Below are 18562 nucleotides of genomic sequence, written 5' to 3'. Positions count from 1 at the left end.
AAAAGATATAGCAAAGCGAGGTAATTGCCTATGGCAAAAGAACAACGCTCCTCAAAGTGGACTTTCTTATTCTACGAAGAGAGTGCGCCTGAGGATTATTTAAACATCTTGGAAGAACTCCATATTCCATTTATCCTTAGCCCTTGGCACAACAAAGATGTGAACAGACAAACAGGAGAGTTCAAAAAATCACACAAACACGGTGCATTCTTCTTTGATTCACTAAAAAGTTATTCCCAAGTATCAAATATCATCAGCGATAAACTAAACGGTCCAGCACATGTCGAGGTTGTTATGTCTCCAACAGGTTTATTTGACTATTTTACACATGCTGAGAATCCAGAGAAGACCCCCTATAGTATCGAAGATATTGAAGTTGGTTGTGGCTTTGATTTGGATAAATTCTTAATGGAAGTGAAAACCTCAGATTTTATTCATGAAGTGGTTGATATTATCGAAGAAAACGACTTTACCGAATTTGAAGAGTTAGTTTGGTATGCACGAGCAAACAATACAAATTTGTTAGGACTCATTATTGAACGTACCTATTTCTTTGCTAAGTATTTAGATTCACGACGGCATAATCCAAATCGGTTACAGACTGCCAATACAGAGGAGAAAGACAACGATGAATAACGAAAAGTTAGAACAAATTGAACAGTTATTGCAAACACTTATCAAGCTCATTCAAATCAAAGAACAGAGCAGACCACTAAAGATAATTCAGCAACGAGAATTGCTAAGACAACTAAATATCTCTCCAAACACACTAAAAACTTGGGAACAAAAAGGATTAAAAAGATTAGAACCTCCTATAGAGGGAACTCGAACCGTCTTCTATTTATTAGACGATGTTATTGACTTCTTGAACTCCTAATGTTGAAGTTTTGTGCTAAAATAGTATTATCTAAAAGAAAGAGTGGTAACTATTTTAGCCTGCTTCAATATCCTGAAGAAAGGCAAATATGGAAACTGAAACAATTATCCATAATGGCAAAAAAGTCATTAAAAAAATCAAAAAAGATAAATCCATTTCATATACGCTAAAAGGAGCATTTCTTGGTAAAGATGTTAAAACTGGCAAACAAGTCACAACAACTATTACTGCAAAAACACTTAAGCAACTTGATAGAGAAGTTATTCAAGCTCGCTTAGAATTTGAAAGAAATGGATTTACTCGAAAAGAGAATGTGCCTATTAATACGCTGGAAGATTTAGCCGAAGCTTGGTTTCAAGCTTATCAAACTTGGGTTAGTTCACACAATACATTAAATAGGGTAAGGGGCTACCTAGATAATTATATTATTCCTAAATTCGGAGATTACAAACCAGATAAAATTGAATCTGCCGATATTCAGCTATGGTTAAATGACCTAGCAAAGAAATCAAAAAAATCAGTTGAATCTGGTGTGAAGCGTGCAAATAAGGGATGTGCAAAAGATTTCGGTGCTGTCATCCATAAGTTGAAAGATATTTTTGACTATGGCATTACTAACTATGGTCTGACCTCTAACCCTGTCAACACTATCAAGATTCCACCCAAGCCCAAGTCTAGCAAGCAACGTATCATGGTTTTACATGATGATAGTCTCGCTAGGTGGCTTAATTATCTTGAAAGTTTAGATAACAGTAGAGCCAATCGACGGTTTAAGTTGATTTGTAACACACTCTTAGCTTCAGCCTTGCGTATAAATGAGTTACTGGCATTGACAATTGATGATTTGAACTTTGAAGAATCCTCTATTGGTGTCAACAAAACATTACTTTGGAAAACCGCTAACAAAAAGACTGGAACAAAAGGGAAAGTCATCTGTAAAGCAACTCCAAAAACCGATGCAGGCAATCGCTCTATTCCAGTTCCTTTATCTATACTTGAAGAACTTCGAGATTTTCACAATGAAATGAACGAATATCTTAAATTACACAATAGACCTGAAACAAAATTGATTTTCCCAACAATATACGGAAACTATATGTGTGATAGAAACGAGCGAACAACTCTCAAGAATAGATTAGCAGGTCTAGGATTACCAGATTATGGTTTCCATTTATTCCGACACACTCATGCTTCAATGTTGCTTAATGCTGGTGCAAACTGGAAAGAACTCCAAGTCAGAATGGGACATAAATCAATTTCAACCACAATGGATACTTACGCTGAATTAGCACCTCAACGAAAGTTAGAAGCTGTGGGTATTTATCTTGATAAGATTGCTGAACTAACGCAATAACTACTCTACCATTCACTCTACCTTTTACTAAGGAACATTACAAAAACGTTGATATATAAACGTTTCTAACAGCTAAAATAGATAATACTTAACCTTTACTGAGGTGAAATAGGGATTCACTACACGTCAATAGACGGTAGAAACCTTGATTTTAAGCGATTTTTGAAAGATGAACTTTCATTACATTGCAGTACAAATCAGTCGAATCACTACCTTTTTCACTACCTTTTTTGAAATAAGTTTTTGATTCGGATAAGTAATAAAACCCACTGGCTGATTAAAGTCAGTGGGTTTTAAAATCTAAATAACTTCTTTAGAAAGTCTGTCATAACATTCACTTTTCAACAGAGGACTTTCTATAATAACTTGACTAACTTTTGAATCAATATATTTTAAATTATCTTTTATAACCGAAAAGGACGTTTGACATTTTAAGTTTAGAAATTTTGTATTTATTGCAAAAAACATCTTCTTCAAAACCTTTTCATCAGTCTCATTTTTTATAAATGAATCTATAGCAAATGGCAGTGATACACTAGATTTGCTATCAAGCAAATTCATATAAACGAGAAAAATTACCAATAAATACATGTTTTTTGAACTATGTAAACTCTGAAACTACCCAAAATGGCATATTAAAGAACGCCTTAGCATAGCTGGGGCGTTCTTTAGTGGCTTGTTTGGAGGGGCAAATTTTAACAGATTCACTTTACGAGAGCAACTATTTATCTGTTATTGATACTGTTTTGTCAGTTGATAAGTTGTTGTGCTCTTCTAAAAACTGATAAAGAGCGCCGTAAAGGTTGGCATCATTACCGAAGTGGGTTGGAATGATAGCCAAATCAGCTACATTCATACTAAGAAGGGGTGAGCCTTCGATAACCTTTGAGAATTGACGATTAATCTCTTCGATTAACAGTGGCTGTGAACTGATTCCTCCGCCAATGGCATAAGTTGAAAGGTCTAAGAAAGCTTGGAGGTTCAAGATGAGGTAGGCAATCTGACGGCAGTAGGTCTGAAAAATAGGTAAAGCGCGTGTATCCCCTTTTGAAATAGCCTGAAAAGCTGTCTGACCATCTTTAAGGTCTGGATGCCCAATGGCTTGATTAACTTTTTCAATCATCAGAACAGCTGAACCGATGAACCCCACCATTTTTTCAACTTCAGGTTTACTAGCTTCCAAAACAGATAGGCTAAGTTCCCCAGCCTGGAAGTGAGGGCCCATACGCAACTGTCCGTCAAGGATAATGCCACCCCCGACACCGGTTCCAAGTACGATAACAGCAGCGTCAGATACCCCTTTAAGACTTCCTAGCCAGAGTTCAGCCAAAGCAGCAGCCTTGGCATCATTTTGAACACTTGCTGGTAGATTATAACGTTCTTGTATGACTTGTTTTAAACAAAGTCGATCCAAATAGGTGAGAGCTCCTCCAAAGTAAATGGTTCCTGTATGAGTATCAACCTTTCCTGGAACACTAAAGGCGACCCCAGAAAGTTCTTCTTGATAAGGTGTGATAATGTCAAAAAGGCTCGTTAAAAAGGCCTCCAAAGAACGCTTAGGGGTAACCGTTTTATCAGAGGAGATAATAGCACCATCTTCTTGCATGAGGGCATATTTAATATGTGTCCCCCCCACATCAATAGCTAAATAATGTTTCATATCAGATACTCTAACCGCAATAAGGGGACTTTAACTGATGCTATAGAAGGTAGCACCAGTTAAAGTCTTATCCCTCAACAATGTTATAACGGTTTTACTTTCATTTTATTGGCGTCTAGTCAACGTCGCTACCATTAGTGGCAATGACTTTCTTGTACCAGTTGAAGGATTTCTTTTTGCTTCTCTTAAAACTTCCTGTACCGTCGTTATTACGATCTACGTAGATGAAGCCGTAGCGCTTAGACATTTCCCCTGTACTAGCCGCAACAAGGTCTATACATCCCCAAGTGGTGTACCCTATGAGTTCCACGCCATCTTCATTGATAGCCTGATTCATCGCAATGATATGGTCTCTAAGGTAGTCAATACGGTAATCGTCCTCAACATAGCCATTTTCATCGGGAGTATCAACAGCACCAAGTCCGTTTTCGACAATAAACATCGGTTTCTGGTAGCGATCCCAGATGGTGTTGAGTGTGATACGAAGTCCTAGAGGATCGATTTGCCAGCCCCATTCAGATGCTGAGAGGTAAGGGTTTTTAACAGAGGCAAAGACGTTGCCTTCCGTTTTATCTAGATTTTTCGGGTCAGCTGACACCACACGGCTGGAATAATAAGAGAAAGAAACGAAGTCAACAGTATTGTCTTTTAGCAGTTTCAAATCCTCGTCTGTCATGTCTATGGTTAGTCCGAGGCGCTCAAATTTCTTTTTAGCATAGTTGGGATACTCTCCCCTAGCTTGAACATCAATAAAGAAGTAATTTTCACGGTCTTCTTGAAGGCCAGCCCAAACATCATTAGGATTGCAGGTGTTTGGATAAAAAGGACCTGTAGCTAGCATACAGCCAACCTTATTTTCCGAGTCAATGTCATGGGCAATTTTTGTTGCTAGGGCAGATGCGACTAGCTCGTGATGGGCTGCCTGGTATTTGACCTGATTGGCGTCTTCACCCTCTTCAATATAGAGGCCTGCGCCCATAAATGGAGCGTGGAGAATCATATTGATTTCATTAAAGGTTAGCCAGTACTTCACTAAGCCTTTATAGCGGGTAAAAAGGGTCGTTACCAGGCGTTTGTAAAAGTCGATCAATTGACGATTACGCCAACCACCATAGTGCTCGATTAAATACATGGGACAATCGAAGTGAGTGATGGTAACGAGAGGTTCGATGTTGTATTTGTGTAGTTCTTTAAAGACGTTTTCGTAAAATTGAAGGCCTGACTCATTTGGTTCTAACTCGTCGCCTTTTGGGAAAATACGGGACCAAGCGATAGACATCCGATAGGTTTTAAATCCCATCTCAGCAAACAAGGCGATATCTTCCTTATAGTGATGGTAGAAGTCGATAGCTTCTTTCGCTGGATAGAGGTATCCGTCTTCAAAATGATACATTTTTTTCTGACCGGTAATGATAGAAAAGCGATCTTTTCCGATTGGGACGACATCGACATTAGCTAGTCCCCGTCCATCGACATCATAAGCCCCTTCTAATTGGTTGGCAGCAGTAGCACCGCCCCAAAGAAAACCTTTAGGAAATTCAGGATAAGTTGTCATGTGATAGCCTCACTTTCGTTATAGTATGAGAGTAATAGTATTTTCAACTTTAAGGAGTTCATCTGGTAAGTAAGCGTCTGCTAACTCAGTACCATTGAGTATAAGCTTTGTAAAGCCAGATTCTTTATGTTCGGGATTTTCTACAGTAATATGGAGGGTTTTACCACGGAAAATCTTATCCATAGAGAAGTGATCCCACTCTTTTGGAATGGCAGGAGCTAACCGTAAGCCACCGAGATCTGGTCGAAGACCTAGGATGCCCTCTACACATCCTACCATGACAGTTGAAGCGGTCCCGGTTAGCCAATGAACATGTGATCGTCCGTGATGTGGGCTGGCTGGTCCTTCAGTAAATTGTCCATAGCAGTATGGCTCTAATTGACGGATGTCTGCTTCCTCATTTTGGGCTGCTGGAGCATTTTCCATAAAGTAGGTAAAAGCACGGTCTCCGTTTCCACGCAAAGCTTCTGCGAGGATCAGCCAGCCTTGAGATTGTGAAAACACTCCAGCATTTTCCTTGTTTCCTTGGTTATAAATAACCGCTAAAGCTCCTTCAAAGGCATGCTTATGATAAGGTGGGTTCATCAGAATAGCCCCGTATTTGGTATTGAGTTGATTAAAAACGTTATCCATAGCCAAGTCAGCCTGAGCATTATCGGCCAGACCACTAATAACAGCCCAGCTTTGAGGGTTGAGCCACATGCTGGCTTCAGGAGCATTGCGCTCTCCAATACGTTCTCCGGCCTCGGTATAACCACGAATGAAACGGTCTTCATCCCAGCAGAGCTCTTGGATCTTTTGTCTCATAGCCTCTTGTTCAGTCTCAAGAAAGTCTAAATAATCCTCATCTTTTTTGTGGGTTGCAAAAATCTTTAAAAGGCTCAATGCGTAGTAATATTGCAAGGCGACAAATGATGATTCGCCTTTGGCACCTAAGCGCAAGCAATCGTTCCAGTCGGCATGGAGCCCTGCAGGCATGCCATGGGGACCTAAGTGATTCATTGAAAACTGAATAGCAGCTTTGAGGTGTTCATAGACAGTAGCTTGTCCCTTATTGGCATAAGGAATGACTTCATCCAAGAAATCCATATGACCAGATTCCGTGATATATTTGTAAATGGTTGGGAAGAGCCAGAGAGCATCATCTGCACGATAGGCTGGGTGCCCCGTTTCTTGGACATAAGAAGCGTCATCGGGGGTATCCTCATGTCCAGGGTTATGGGTAAATTTGACGAGTGGAAGGCCTCCACCGTTATCGACTTGGGCAGACAGCATGAAACGGATTTTATCAGCTGCCATTTCAGGGGCTAAATGGATAATTCCTTGGATGTCTTGCACGGTGTCACGATAACCATAGCCATTTCTAAGCCCGCAGTAAATAAGAGAGGCAGCACGTGACCAAATAAAAGTCATGTAGCAGTTATAGGCATTCCAGGTGTTAATCATGGTATCAAAGACGGGACTAGGCGTTTTGACTTGCAGACTTTCTAGGCGTCCTTGCCATTCAGCACGAAGGTCATCAATTTCAGCTATTACAGCTTCTTTTGCTTTTTCGTAGTTTTTGATAATGAGACTAGCTTCTTGAGAGCTTTTTTCTCCTAAAATAAAGACTAGCATTTTACTTTCATCAGGAGCAAGTGTTATCTGGCTAGCGAGAGCACCACAGGCGTTTTCATTATAATTATCAATGTTTCCCAAGTCACCAGTTGTTACGCCAACAGGTTTGTCATAACCGTTGTAAGTGCCTAGAAAAGCTTTTTTATCTCCGCAATAAGAAGAGACAGGATTTCCGGCTAAACCAAAGAAACGTTCGGTAACATTCTTTTCATCGATTTGTTCATCTTCTTCCAAGGTATTGAGGTTCCCGTGAATTTGTTGTACGACACGATTATCTTGAAATTGAGTTCTCGAGATGAAAAGCGAATATTGGAGATTGACCAAATCTTGCTCGTAATTGCTATGGTTGGTAAATTCAGCATAACCAGTTAAGGTCAGATGACGGGTTTGTGCGGAAGTATTAGTGACTTCAACAGCCCAAACTTCGTAACTCTTTCCCTTTGGGACATAGTAAGTGGCTTCTGAATGAATGCCGGCATAATCTGCTACCATTTTAGTGTAGCCAAGTCCGTGGTGGCACTTACTGAGATAATCTTTTACGTCTTTTCCGACAGGTTGCCAAGAAGCTGACCAGAAGTCTTTGCTATCATTATCACGGAGGTAAATGTAGCGACCGGGTTGGTCAAAATTATTGAAAATATAACGTAGGATACGACCGTTTGCTCCAGATTTCGCAAAGCTATAACCACCTGCATTGTTAGAGATGATTGCCCCGTACTCTGGAGAACCTAGGTAGTTGACCCAAGGAGTGGGTGTATCAGGTCTGTCAATGACATATTCGCGATTGATATCATCAAAGTAACCGTATTTCATAATATTATTCCTCTATTGTAAAGTAATGACAATTTGATGAAGGGAGTCATCAAGTTGTTGGAGTTTTTCTTTCGAAAAGTAGACATAGGCATCATCCGCAATAGGGAGATTTTCTCCCTTATAAGTTGCTTGTTTGATAATGTAACGACCAAAATCCTTATCGGACGGATTGAGATAGGTAACAACAAAGCGTTTACCTGCAAAGGTAGTCTGAATAGTAGCGGTGCCCTTATCGTCGAACTGGTCAGCAGTTAATTTAGGGTAAAAGATGAGGTCTCCTAATTTACCACGAATACCAAAAACTTCTGTGACCATGGTTAGCATATACCAACTGGCAGCACCTGTTAGATAGTGGTAAACACCACGACCATCGGTTCGGAAATATTCAGGGATACCAGGGAAGATATGGCTGGTATTAAAGTCTAAACTAGTATCAGCTAAGGACTTCAAAGCTTTCCACCCTTCCTTGACAAAGCCACGTTTGTAGAGAGCATTGGCATACATGACAGTCATATGAGAAAAGACAGCTCCATTTTCCTTTTCGCCATAGGCAAAGCCAAACATGCGTCCCAAGTCCATCTTAACTTCCTTAAAATCAGTATTGAGACGGTAGCCTCCAACCTCTTTACGATAGAGCAACTGATCAGCACTGTGGATTATTTTCTTAATCTGACTATCTGTAGCAACATGACTCATGATACTAAAGACTTGTCCTGTCAACATCATCCGCATTCCGTTGGAATGAGGTCCATCTGTCTGTTTGCCGTGATTGTCATAGTAGCTATTGTACCAACCGTTCTTATCATCTATATCAACCCACTCATTATTTTGTAGGAAATGCCGCAGCCAGTTGGCTTTCTGAATGAGATTGATAGCTATTTCAGATAAAGGTAGACTCACTTTATGACCACTCACATCATGCTGACAACTCTTTGTGTAGAGATCTAAAATTTGATGCTTTCGAGTGACCTGATCATAAATATCAGAATCTTTTTTCAAAAGAAGTCCCACCTCGGCTAACAATTCGATGGATTTAAGATCAGAAAGTTTTTCGAGCTGTTGGATCAGAGAGGCTAAATCAAGTAAGTTTCCAGCATAGGCAGCTGTAAAGGCCACAGTCTCACCATTTTCATTCGCCATATCAAGAGCGTCATTCCAGTCAGCTCCACGAAGACGATAGATATTGTGTTGACCGACTTCGTAAAAGCCAGTTAAGTGCTGAATTAATAAGTGCTCCAAAAGGCTTCCAGCATAAACATCGCCATTAGTAGTTCTTTGTTCGTTGCCATAGGCTTCATCCCATAAATCATCAAGACCACCTCCCCTCCTAACATGGGCATCCTTAAAGTAAGAGACCGACTTCGTTAAGATATCAATATCTCCCGTTTGGTCGATGTAGAGTTTTGTTGTCATGAGGGGCCAGAGAGCATGATCCATCCAAACACGACTGATACCATTGCGGTCGGCAATAAATTGACCATCACCTTCACCGATGATAGTAGCATTGGTGCCATCAAGGCGAACCCCTTTGAAATTGTTGACAATCATCTGACCAACCTTATCAGGTTCCATCAGAAGGAGCGATAAGCAATCCTGCCATAGGTCTCGCCAACCACGGCCGCCGCGACCATAGTCATGGTGTGGTAGGAAGGAACAGCCAAAAATACGTCTCAGAAATGGCTGGAAGCACACCCACTTCATAAACTGATCAAATGAGTTGTCACCTGTTTTAAAACCGACGGTTAATTTCTCTTGCCAGTATTGTTTGGTTTCATCTAAGCTGTTATGAACATCAGAAAGGGTATGAAACTTATCTCGAATATGCTGAATATCAGCTTTAGTCTCGCTAATCCCCATAAGGATGACAAAGGTTTTACTTTGTCCAGCTTCTAGAGTAAAGGGTTCGAAACTAAATGCTCCCATGGCCTCACGTCCATCAACGGCATATCCAGCATCTTGCCCCTTGCTTCCCTCCAGTAATGTTCTTGGCTGGGTGAGAGACCCACCTTCACCAATAAAAGATTCTACTGTTGGATAGAAAGTCTGGGGCTTGTCGTTATCCTCTCCAAACCCTAGTACATAATAAGTATGATGATTGAGGCGATGTCCACGTTCGTCAAACGACATGGTTGGAGTAACATAGACACCATCTCGATCAGTCTTGATGCGATGGAGCATAGAAGTGACATTTCGGTGATCTCGAATATTATCGGCACTCCGACCAAAAATCGGGATGGCTGCTGTAGCGGTCAAATTTTGTGCTTTTTCAGCTATATTTTTCACACTAACCAGCATAATCTCTACATTTTCATCAGCGGGAATAAATGATGTTATAGTTGTAGAGAGATTGCCATCATTCAACTTTCGTTTTATTTGTTGCCACATAAAGCCTGCTGTCAACTGGCTCTCTTCTTGTCGAGAACCAAAGCGTTGTGCTTCTTGGGCGGCAGATACTCCCGTCGCAGAGGATAATGTTCCATCTTCGGTTTTTATCCAGAAGTTGCGTGTTGATCGGTTATTGTGAAGATTATCTACACTAACAGGTTCCAGTAAGAAATGTTCTTGGTCTATCTTGGCATCTCCTCCTAGAAAGGGAGTGATAGCACTTTTAAGGCCAACTTCAGAGGCAAGTGGAAAGTAAAGGGCGCTGTAATTTTCAGGTTGCTGAATGGTAAAGTCGCCCTGTCCACCAATAAATGTTAGCGTTTTCATAAAAACCTCCTTGATACTTGTGATACAACTAGTAATTGTAAAGTAACTTTTTAGAAAAAAAAACAATAAAGGAGAACAAAATATCATAATAATGACATCTATTGAGGCGTATAAGTCATTCATTAAGATAGTAGGCAGTATTTTTAAAGTTATAGGTAAGGAAGAAGAGGCTATTTATTCCTTAATATAAAGTGGATTCTTTAGAATAATATTTAAAAGATTTTTTTGATTCAAAATAATAAAAAATAAAACTCTAGTCAAAAATATGATATTTTGTTAAAAAAAGTAATATAACAGTTTTGCCAGAGTTGTTATAGTATAAGTGTAAAAAATAACTCAGGGAGTTCTCCCAGAGATCAAGGAGACTGTTTATTATGAACAAAAAAGTAAGCGCTTTCGCTGTTGTGGCTTTAGCCGCGAGTGTTCTAGCTGGATGCTCATCAGATTCAAAAAAAGAATCTTCGGTGGCTAATGTTGAAGAAGGTAAAGTCATCAACGTCTATTCTTGGAACGATGAGTTCCGTCAACGTGTAGAAGCTGTTTATCCAGAAGTGAAAGAAACATCCAAAGATGGTACAGTAACAACGCTGAAAGATGGTACAGAAATTCATTGGATCGTTAATCCTAACCAAGATGGTGTTTATCAACAAAAACTCGACGAAGCCCTGATTAACCAAGAGTCAGCAGACGCAGATAGTAAGGTTGATATTTTCTTGTCAGAGACCGACTATGTCAATAAATATTCTTCAAAAGAAGCTGGCGCAGCTATTCCTTTGAAAGAGCTGGGTATTGATCCAGACAAGGATTTGGCTGACCAGTATAGCTTTACAAAAGTTACGGCTTCTGACGAAGATGGGGTTCAACGTGGTTCGACATGGCAAACAACTCCAGGTGTTATCGTTTATCGTCGCGACATTGCCAAGGCAGTGTTTGGAACAGATGATCCAGCCGAAGTTGGTAAAAAGGTTGGCGATTGGGCAAGTGCAAAAGAAACTGCAAAAGTCCTAAAAGACAAAGGATACACAATCTTCGCCTCTCCAGCAGACACTTTCCGCCTCTATGGTAATAGCATTAAAAACCCTTGGGTAAAAGCAGGTGAAACAACACTTAACGTTGGACCAGAGATTATGAAATGGGTAAAAGATTCCAAAGAATGGCTAGACGCAGGCTACTTTACGAAGACTGTCAAGGGTCAATGGACAGACGAGTGGAATAAGGAAATGGGATCACAATCTAAGACCTTCGCTTTCCTTTTCCCTGCTTGGGGTATTGATTTTGTCTTGAAACCAAACTGGGATGGTGCTGAAGGCTCATGGGCAGTAACAACTCCTCCACAAGAATACAACTGGGGCGGTTCTTACATCCACGGAGCTGTTGGTACAGACAATCCAAAACACGTCAAGGACATCATCATGGCCTTAACTGGTGAAAAAGAAAACCTCTTGAAGATCTCAAAAGACTATCTTGACTTCACCAATACTCAATCAGGCATGCAAGAAGCTGCTAAAGAGGATAACTTTAAATCAGACTTCCTGGGTGGCCAAAATGCCTTTGAATATTTTGCACCAGTTGCTGAGAACATCAAGATTGCACCGCTATCAGCCTATGACCAAGGTAGTGTTGAATTGATTCAAAACAGCTTCAACGATTACCTACAAGATAAAGTAAGTTTTGAAAAAGCAAAAGAAAACTTTGAAATTGCCATTAAAGAACGCTACCCAGAAATCACGGAAGTGAAATGGCCAGACTAAAAGAAACTGCGGTGTGTGATAGCACCGCAGATCTATTGAAGGAGTAATAGAATGAAACAAAAACGTAAACGTATTAATTACGGGAAATGGGGATATCTTTTCATCTTACCTTTCTTTGCAACTTTCTTTATCTTTTCCTTTATCCCTCTGGTTGAAACCATTCGCTATAGTTTTTATGAATATTATCGATCTGGGATTAGAGAAATCGGGCCAAATTTTATTGGTTTAGCCAATTATAAGGCACTCTTAGATTCAGACCTTTTAAAATATGCTGGAAATACGATGATTATGTGGCTGATGGGCTTTATTCCTCAGATTGGGATTGCGCTTTTACTAGCTAACTGGTTTGTGGATGCTCGATTGAAGCTACGGGGACAAGGAATCTACAAGGTCATTATTTATCTGCCAAACCTGATTATGGCGTCAGCTTTTGCCATGCTCTTCTTTACCCTTTTCTCAACAAATGGACCAATCAACTCAATCATGACATCTTTGGGTTGGTTCAAGGAGCCAGTTGACTTTATGGGGACAGCGCTTGGGACACGCTCGCTGGTTGCAGTTATGAACTTCCTCATGTGGTTTGGAAACAGTACCATCATGCTAATGGCGGCCATCATGGGAATTAGTCCGGATATTTTTGAAGCAGCAGAGATAGATGGATGCAACAGTCGTCAACGTTTCTTCTATATTACCCTTCCAATGATTCGTCCAATCCTTGCTTATACCCTTATCACCTCAATCATTGGTGGCTTGCAGATGTTTGATGTCCCACAAATCTTGACCAATGGTCAAGGAGCACCAGACCGAACATCGACAACCCTTATCATGTTTTTAAACAATCACCTAAAGAGCAAGAACTACGGTATGGCAGGAGCATTATCAGTCTATCTCTTTATCGTCAGCGCTATTCTATGCTGGTTTGTCTATAAGATGACCAACAACGAAATCAAAGCGGGACGAGAAAAAATAAAACACAAGGCTAAAAAGGCATAGGAGGTCAGCACATGTCAACAAATGCACAAAACCGCATCAGGCGTCTTGTGGCACATTTTGTACTCATAACTCTGTCATTTATGTGCCTTTTCTTCTTTTACATTTTGATTATCAATGCTACCCATTCTCACGCAGAATTGCAGAGGGGTTTCTCAGCTTTACCAGGTACCCATCTTTTTGACAATCTGAAAAAGGTTGCCAACGATGGAACCTTTCCAATGTTTCGAGGCATTTTTAACAGTCTCTTAGTTTCTGGGGCGACAGCAGCTATCTGTACCTATTTTTCAGCCCTAACAGCTTATGGTTTATACGTTTACGATTTTAAACTCAAAAAAATTGCCTTTGCCTTTATTATGGCAATCCTCGTCATGCCTACTCAAGTTACTTCTATGGGGTTCTTGCGACTGATTACACAAATGGGCATGTACGATACCCTTCTGCCAATGATTATCCCATCCATCGCCTCCCCAGCAGTTTTCTACTTCATGTATAGTTATATGCAGTCCTCCCTACCCCTTTCTATGGTGGATGCTGCTCGAATTGATGGGGCGGGTGAATTTAGAACTTTCAACACCATCGTCTTGCCACTTATGAAGCCAGCCATTGCCGTACAAGCTATCTTTACTTTTGTCGGTTCTTGGAATAACTACTTCATTCCAGCCTTGGTTATTCAATCTAAGAGCAAGATGACCGTGCCAATCTTGGTTGCCACTTTGCGTGGTGCTGACTACATGAACTTTGATATGGGGAAAATCTACACCATGATCTTGGTGGCAATCGTCCCAATTATCATTGTTTATCTCCTTCTTTCAAAATACATCATTGCAGGTGTTACCCTCGGTGGTGTTAAAGAATAATCTTGTTATCAAAAAATTTTTTAAGCGAGGTTTTTATGTCAAAGAAAACAGTTTTAAAATGGCTTTGCGCAACAGCTACCATTTGTAGCCTGCACGCAGGTGCCGTAGTTGTTTCAGCAGAAGATTCTACGCCTCAGACAGTGGCGACAAGCGAGACAAGGGAAACACCGGCTGAAACTCTTCCAACAGAAAACCAGGCGGCAACACCTGACAGCACAGAAATTACTGAACCCGTCCAAGCTGCTCCAAGCGAAACAACAGCAGGTGACGTTGAATCAACAACCGAAGTCACAGAAGCAGTCTCAGCTGAGACGGTAGAAGAAATAGCGCCAGCTCTCGCCACAGAGTATAGCACTAATTTTGACTCTTTTGATGAAAGGACTATGGCCAAAGCTGACTGGTGGAATGGCAATCCTTTCGGAGCTGTTTGGAAACCGGACAAGGTCAAGATTGAAAATGGGGTGATGACTCTGACTCTGGATCAAGGGACAGATGTGAATGCACCAGTGGAATTTATTTCTGGTGAATGGCGTACCCAAGACTTCTTCCACTATGGAACCTACGAAGTCAGCATGAAACCGATTAAGAATCCTGGAACAGTTAGCTCCTTCTTTACTTACACAGGACCAAGCGACAACAATCCTTGGGATGAAGTTGACATTGAGTTTCTAGGAAAAGATACCACCAAGATTCAATTCAACTATTTCACAAATGGTCATGGCGAGCATGAATATGTGTACGATTTAGGTTTCGATGCTTCTGAAGCTTTCCACACCTATGCTTTTGACTGGCAAAAAGACTACATTACTTGGTATGTCGATGGCAAAGCGGTGCACACAGCCACTGACAATATCCCAGTGACCCCTGGTAGAATCATGATGAATGCATGGCCAGGAACCGGTGTAGATGATTGGTTGCAAGCATTTGATGGGAAAACACCGCTTGTAGCAAGTTATGATTGGATGCGCTATACAGCAACAGAACCAGTGACTCTTGAGCAACCACCAGTTGTAGATGACAAAGGCACTGAAACACCGAATACGCCACCAGTTGTAGATGACAAAGGAAGAGAGACCTCAGACGTTGAATCACCTGTTGACAACGACAAGAACCCTGAAAGAAAACCAGAAGCTAATACTGACAAGTCAGATAAAAAGTCTCCTGTAACAGACAAGACACCGACAACACAAGGCGCAGTAGCTACTCTTCCAAAAACAGGAACAAAGGAAAATGCTAGCTTGACCATCCTAGGATTCCTGTCCCTAGTAGCAGGTTTGGTACTGTTGCCACTTCGCAAAAATCACCATTAATTACCACTAGAAAGTGAACCTATGGAAGATAAAAAGCAGTTCAAGACGCATTTTGAAGCCTACAATGAGAAGACCATGGAACTTAGAACGGGATCAAATGGTCACATGTTTGATTGCCGATTTGAACCAGAAAATGTCCTTTTTCAAGATGGGATTTTGTCCTTGAAAATCGATCAGGATGCCTCAGGAGCCTACACAGGAGGTGAGTGGCGCACCAGAGACTTTTTCCACTATGGTTATTATCAAGTTTGTATGAAACCGATAAAAAACTCAGGAGTCGTGTCATCATTCTTTACTTATACAGGGCCAAGCGATGGCAACCCTTGGGACGAGATTGATATCGAATTTCTTGGTAAGGACACCAACCAAGTTCAGTTTAACTATTTTACAGATGGGGTAGGAAAGCATGAATATCTCTATAATCTTGGATTTGATGCTTCGAAATCCTTCCATACTTATGGGTTTGATTGGCAAAAAGATTATATTACTTGGTATGTTGATGGGAAAGCAATTTATACAGCCACTCAAGATATCCCACAGACTCCCGGTAAAATTATGATGAATGTTTGGCCTGGAATTGGTGTTGATGACTGGTTGGGACCTTATGATGGAGAAACGCCACTATCAGCCATCTACGACTGGATTCAATATACCCGCCAATAACATTGAAAAGCTTCGTTAGGAAGCTTTTCTTTTTAATGTTTTCAAATAACTTAAACTATGATAAAATGAGAGTGTTTTCACTATCGTAAGAAGGAAGGTGATGGCATGCATCAAAGGGAAAAGTGGAAACTGTTTGATATTAACGATGATTTAGATGAATTAATGCATCGACCATTATCTGAAGAATACCTTTTCTATCAAGCAGTATCTACCGGTGATATCGAAGTGGTTAGGAGAAATTGTGAACAGGAACGATTTATGGATAATGAAGGTGTCGGGCGACTATCCCGCAATCCTGTGACCAATATGAAATACCATTTTGTCATTACGACAGCCATGATAACACGACTATGTGGTCAAAATGGCATGGAAATGGAACAATCTTTTCGTCTTAGTGATTTTTACATCCAAAAATTAGATGATCTTCATACAGTAGAAGATATTCAAAGTTTACACGATGAAATGGTAATTGACTATACTGAAAGAATGCGTAAAAAATTGCAAGAAGACATTACTTCGCGCCATATCGCAACCTGTAAGGATTACATCTATAGTCATATTAAAGAAAAAATTACCGTGGAGGAACTGGCGATTGAGCTTGGCGTATCAGCCAGCTACCTTTCTCGCCTCTTCAAAAAAGAAGTAGGGGTCCCTTTAAGCACCTATGTACGTGATAAAAAGATAGAAGTGGCTAAAGATTTATTACAATTTAGCTCACAGTCTATGATTGACATTGCCAACTATCTTTCTTTTTCTTCCCAAAGTCACTTTATCCAGCAGTTTAAGGCTGTTGTTGGCATGACACCGAAAAAATATCAAGATAGCCATTATCAGGTGGAGTGGAAGAGGCCAACGGATTGAGAAAGCACTAATTCAACATGAAATTCTTTGCATATTCTCAGAAAATGTAAACCATTTCTTTTAAGAAAATGGTTATTTTTTCAATTATTTTTCTAGCCAAGAAGTTGCTGTTTGAGACAAAACTGCATCAAGTCCCTCGATATTTTCACGACCAACAGTACGTAACCATTCACGCGCAGCTTCTTCACCTTGTTCAATATAGACTGGCACAACACCCGCCCACGTCGCACGACCACAGAGAACACCGTTAAATTTTGCACCTGCTTCATGAGCAAACACCAGAGTATCTTGGAAGAGTTTAGCAGAAACACCTGCACTTAGATAAATATAGGGCAAGTTAGTGGATGCTTCTTGTTGACGGAAATATTCAGCTGCTTCTTCTTTTGTATAGACGACTTCCCCTGTTCCAAAGCCTTCTACAAAATTCATGTTCACAGGTACTTCTACCTTGAGAACATCCACTCCAAAACGTTCATCCGAAAATACTTTCATAGCCTCATTTACTTTTCGAGGTTTGACTTTTGCAAATTCCACACTGGCATTGTCTTCAATCGTTTCATCATAGCTCAAAATTTCTAAGAAGAATGGCAAACCTTCTGCCTGACATTCTGAACCTAAGCGTTCAATATAGGCATGTTTTTGAAGATTGACGTATGGATCACCATCAACGTCATAGTAGAGTAGAAACTTAATCGCATCTGCCCCTTCTTCTTTTAGTCGTTTTACAGACCACTCTACTAGGCAATCTGATAAGCGACTAGTAGAGCTGGTATCATAGCCAGTTTTTTCATAAGCCAAAAGCAAACTGCACTGTTCGTCACGGGCGCGCGAAGCTGGCAAACCAAATTCAGGATCTTACAGAAAAGTCAACATGTTTTGTTTTATTTTTTTGCATACAAACAAAAAACCAACATTTAGCTGTTGGTTTTTATAACATTATGATTTTGTAGAAATGATTTCAATGTGGTTATGTAATGATTGGTAATTTTCATCCTTTGCAGTCATATCGGTCACTAGAGCAGTTACATCATTCAAATCACAAAAGGAAGTGAAATCATCTTTTCCAATTTTCGAGGCATCCAGCAGTAGATATTTTTCTAAAGAATGTTTAATGGCAATATTTTGCGTATAGGCTTCAGCTAGGGTAGAGGTCATAACATCAGTTCCCTTAAGTCCGTTACATGAAAAGAAAATCTTGCTGAATCGCATTTTTTCTAAACTAGTATTGGTAATTTCTCCTACAAAAGATTCTGTCACTTGGCGATATTCTCCCCCCAGAAGAAAGACTTGAAACTCCTCGGTCTTCTTTTGAGATAGGATGGTAAAAACAGGCATACAGTTTGTGATGACTGTTAGGCGAGGATTTTTAATGGCCTCAGCCAAAAAGGCCACTGTTGTTCCTGGACCTAAGAACACCGTGTCTCCATCTTCTATCAGTTGTGCAGCCCTTTCTGCTATCTCTTGCTTGGCTTCCTTATTCTGAATGTGTTTCTCAGAATGGGAATATTCCCGATATTGAAAAGCCTTATTACTTCTAGC

General features: G+C 40.4%; 14 protein-coding genes and 1 pseudogene. 9 read left to right on the top strand and 6 right to left on the bottom strand.

Going from position 1 to position 18562, the window contains the following annotated elements; genetic code table 11:
- The first annotated feature begins 30 nt into the window (after window positions 1-30).
- The 3 genes from G575_RS0106795 (at window position 31) to G575_RS0106785 (ending at window position 2231) form a co-directional block, all read left to right on the top strand.
- Window positions 31-636, top strand: a complete 606-nt coding sequence (locus G575_RS0106795) for a replication protein (protein ID WP_027972071.1) — start codon at window positions 31-33, stop codon at window positions 634-636.
- Window positions 629-877, top strand: coding sequence for a MerR family transcriptional regulator (locus G575_RS0106790; RefSeq protein ID WP_024408500.1), 249 nt, complete (start codon window positions 629-631; stop codon window positions 875-877). Before G575_RS0106795 ends, G575_RS0106790 begins: the two co-directional genes overlap by 8 nt.
- 88 nt (window positions 878-965) lie before the next feature.
- A complete protein-coding gene (locus G575_RS0106785; protein WP_027972070.1) occupies window positions 966-2231 on the top strand; it encodes a tyrosine-type recombinase/integrase in 1266 nt (421 codons plus the stop codon).
- Between the two features lie 721 nt (window positions 2232-2952).
- Here the strand turns inward: G575_RS0106785 and G575_RS11265 are convergent.
- The 4 genes from G575_RS11265 to G575_RS0106760 all read right to left on the bottom strand — a co-directional run bounded on the left by G575_RS11265 (window position 2953) and on the right by G575_RS0106760 (window position 10588).
- On the bottom strand, window positions 2953-3891 hold the full coding sequence (locus tag G575_RS11265; protein ID WP_051176970.1) for an ROK family protein: 939 nt from the start codon (window positions 3889-3891) through the stop codon (window positions 2953-2955).
- A gap of 115 nt (window positions 3892-4006) precedes the next feature.
- Window positions 4007-5446, bottom strand: coding sequence for a 6-phospho-beta-glucosidase (locus tag G575_RS0106770; protein WP_027972069.1), 1440 nt, complete (start codon window positions 5444-5446; stop codon window positions 4007-4009).
- Between the two features lie 18 nt (window positions 5447-5464).
- Entirely contained in the window at window positions 5465-7876 is a 2412-nt protein-coding gene (locus G575_RS0106765; RefSeq protein WP_027972068.1) for a glycoside hydrolase family 94 protein, read from the bottom strand.
- 12 nt (window positions 7877-7888) lie between these two features.
- A complete protein-coding gene (locus tag G575_RS0106760) occupies window positions 7889-10588 on the bottom strand; it encodes a GH36-type glycosyl hydrolase domain-containing protein (protein ID WP_027972067.1) in 2700 nt (899 codons plus the stop codon).
- Window positions 10589-10962: 374 nt separating this feature from the next.
- Between G575_RS0106760 and G575_RS0106750 the strand changes: the two genes are divergently transcribed.
- From G575_RS0106750 to G575_RS0106725, 6 genes are all read left to right on the top strand, one after another.
- Window positions 10963-12339 (top strand): ABC transporter substrate-binding protein, encoded by a 1377-nt coding sequence (locus tag G575_RS0106750; RefSeq protein WP_027972066.1) that lies wholly within the window; start codon window positions 10963-10965, stop codon window positions 12337-12339.
- A 51-nt stretch (window positions 12340-12390) separates the two neighbouring features.
- The gene (locus tag G575_RS0106745) at window positions 12391-13332 is read left to right on the top strand and encodes a carbohydrate ABC transporter permease (protein ID WP_027972065.1); all 942 of its coding nucleotides are present in this window, start codon (window positions 12391-12393) and stop codon (window positions 13330-13332) included.
- A gap of 11 nt (window positions 13333-13343) precedes the next feature.
- Window positions 13344-14189 (top strand): carbohydrate ABC transporter permease, encoded by an 846-nt coding sequence (locus tag G575_RS0106740; protein WP_027972064.1) that lies wholly within the window; start codon window positions 13344-13346, stop codon window positions 14187-14189.
- A gap of 35 nt (window positions 14190-14224) precedes the next feature.
- Complete coding sequence (gene bglS, locus G575_RS12590) at window positions 14225-15499, top strand: beta-glucanase (RefSeq protein ID WP_027972063.1); 1275 nt, start codon at window positions 14225-14227, stop codon at window positions 15497-15499.
- Window positions 15500-15520: 21 nt separating this feature from the next.
- On the top strand, window positions 15521-16162 hold the full coding sequence (gene bglS / locus G575_RS0106730; protein ID WP_027972062.1) for a beta-glucanase: 642 nt from the start codon (window positions 15521-15523) through the stop codon (window positions 16160-16162).
- 105 nt (window positions 16163-16267) lie between these two features.
- Window positions 16268-17023 (top strand): helix-turn-helix domain-containing protein, encoded by a 756-nt coding sequence (locus tag G575_RS0106725; protein ID WP_027972061.1) that lies wholly within the window; start codon window positions 16268-16270, stop codon window positions 17021-17023.
- 84 nt (window positions 17024-17107) lie between these two features.
- Here G575_RS0106725 and lacD read toward each other — a convergent pair.
- Window positions 17108-17878 (bottom strand): annotated as a pseudogene (gene lacD / locus G575_RS11260) (tagatose-bisphosphate aldolase); the annotation flags it as partial.
- 81 nt (window positions 17879-17959) lie between these two features.
- The coding region (locus G575_RS0106715; RefSeq protein WP_027972060.1) for a DeoR/GlpR family DNA-binding transcription regulator at window positions 17960-18562 on the bottom strand (603 nt) is incomplete at its 5' end.

The organism is Streptococcus plurextorum DSM 22810 (genome assembly GCF_000423745.1).
Classification (GTDB): Bacteria; Bacillota; Bacilli; order Lactobacillales; family Streptococcaceae; genus Streptococcus; species Streptococcus plurextorum.
Note: the sequence above shows the minus strand (reverse complement) of the source record. Positions and strands in the feature narration are given on the sequence as shown.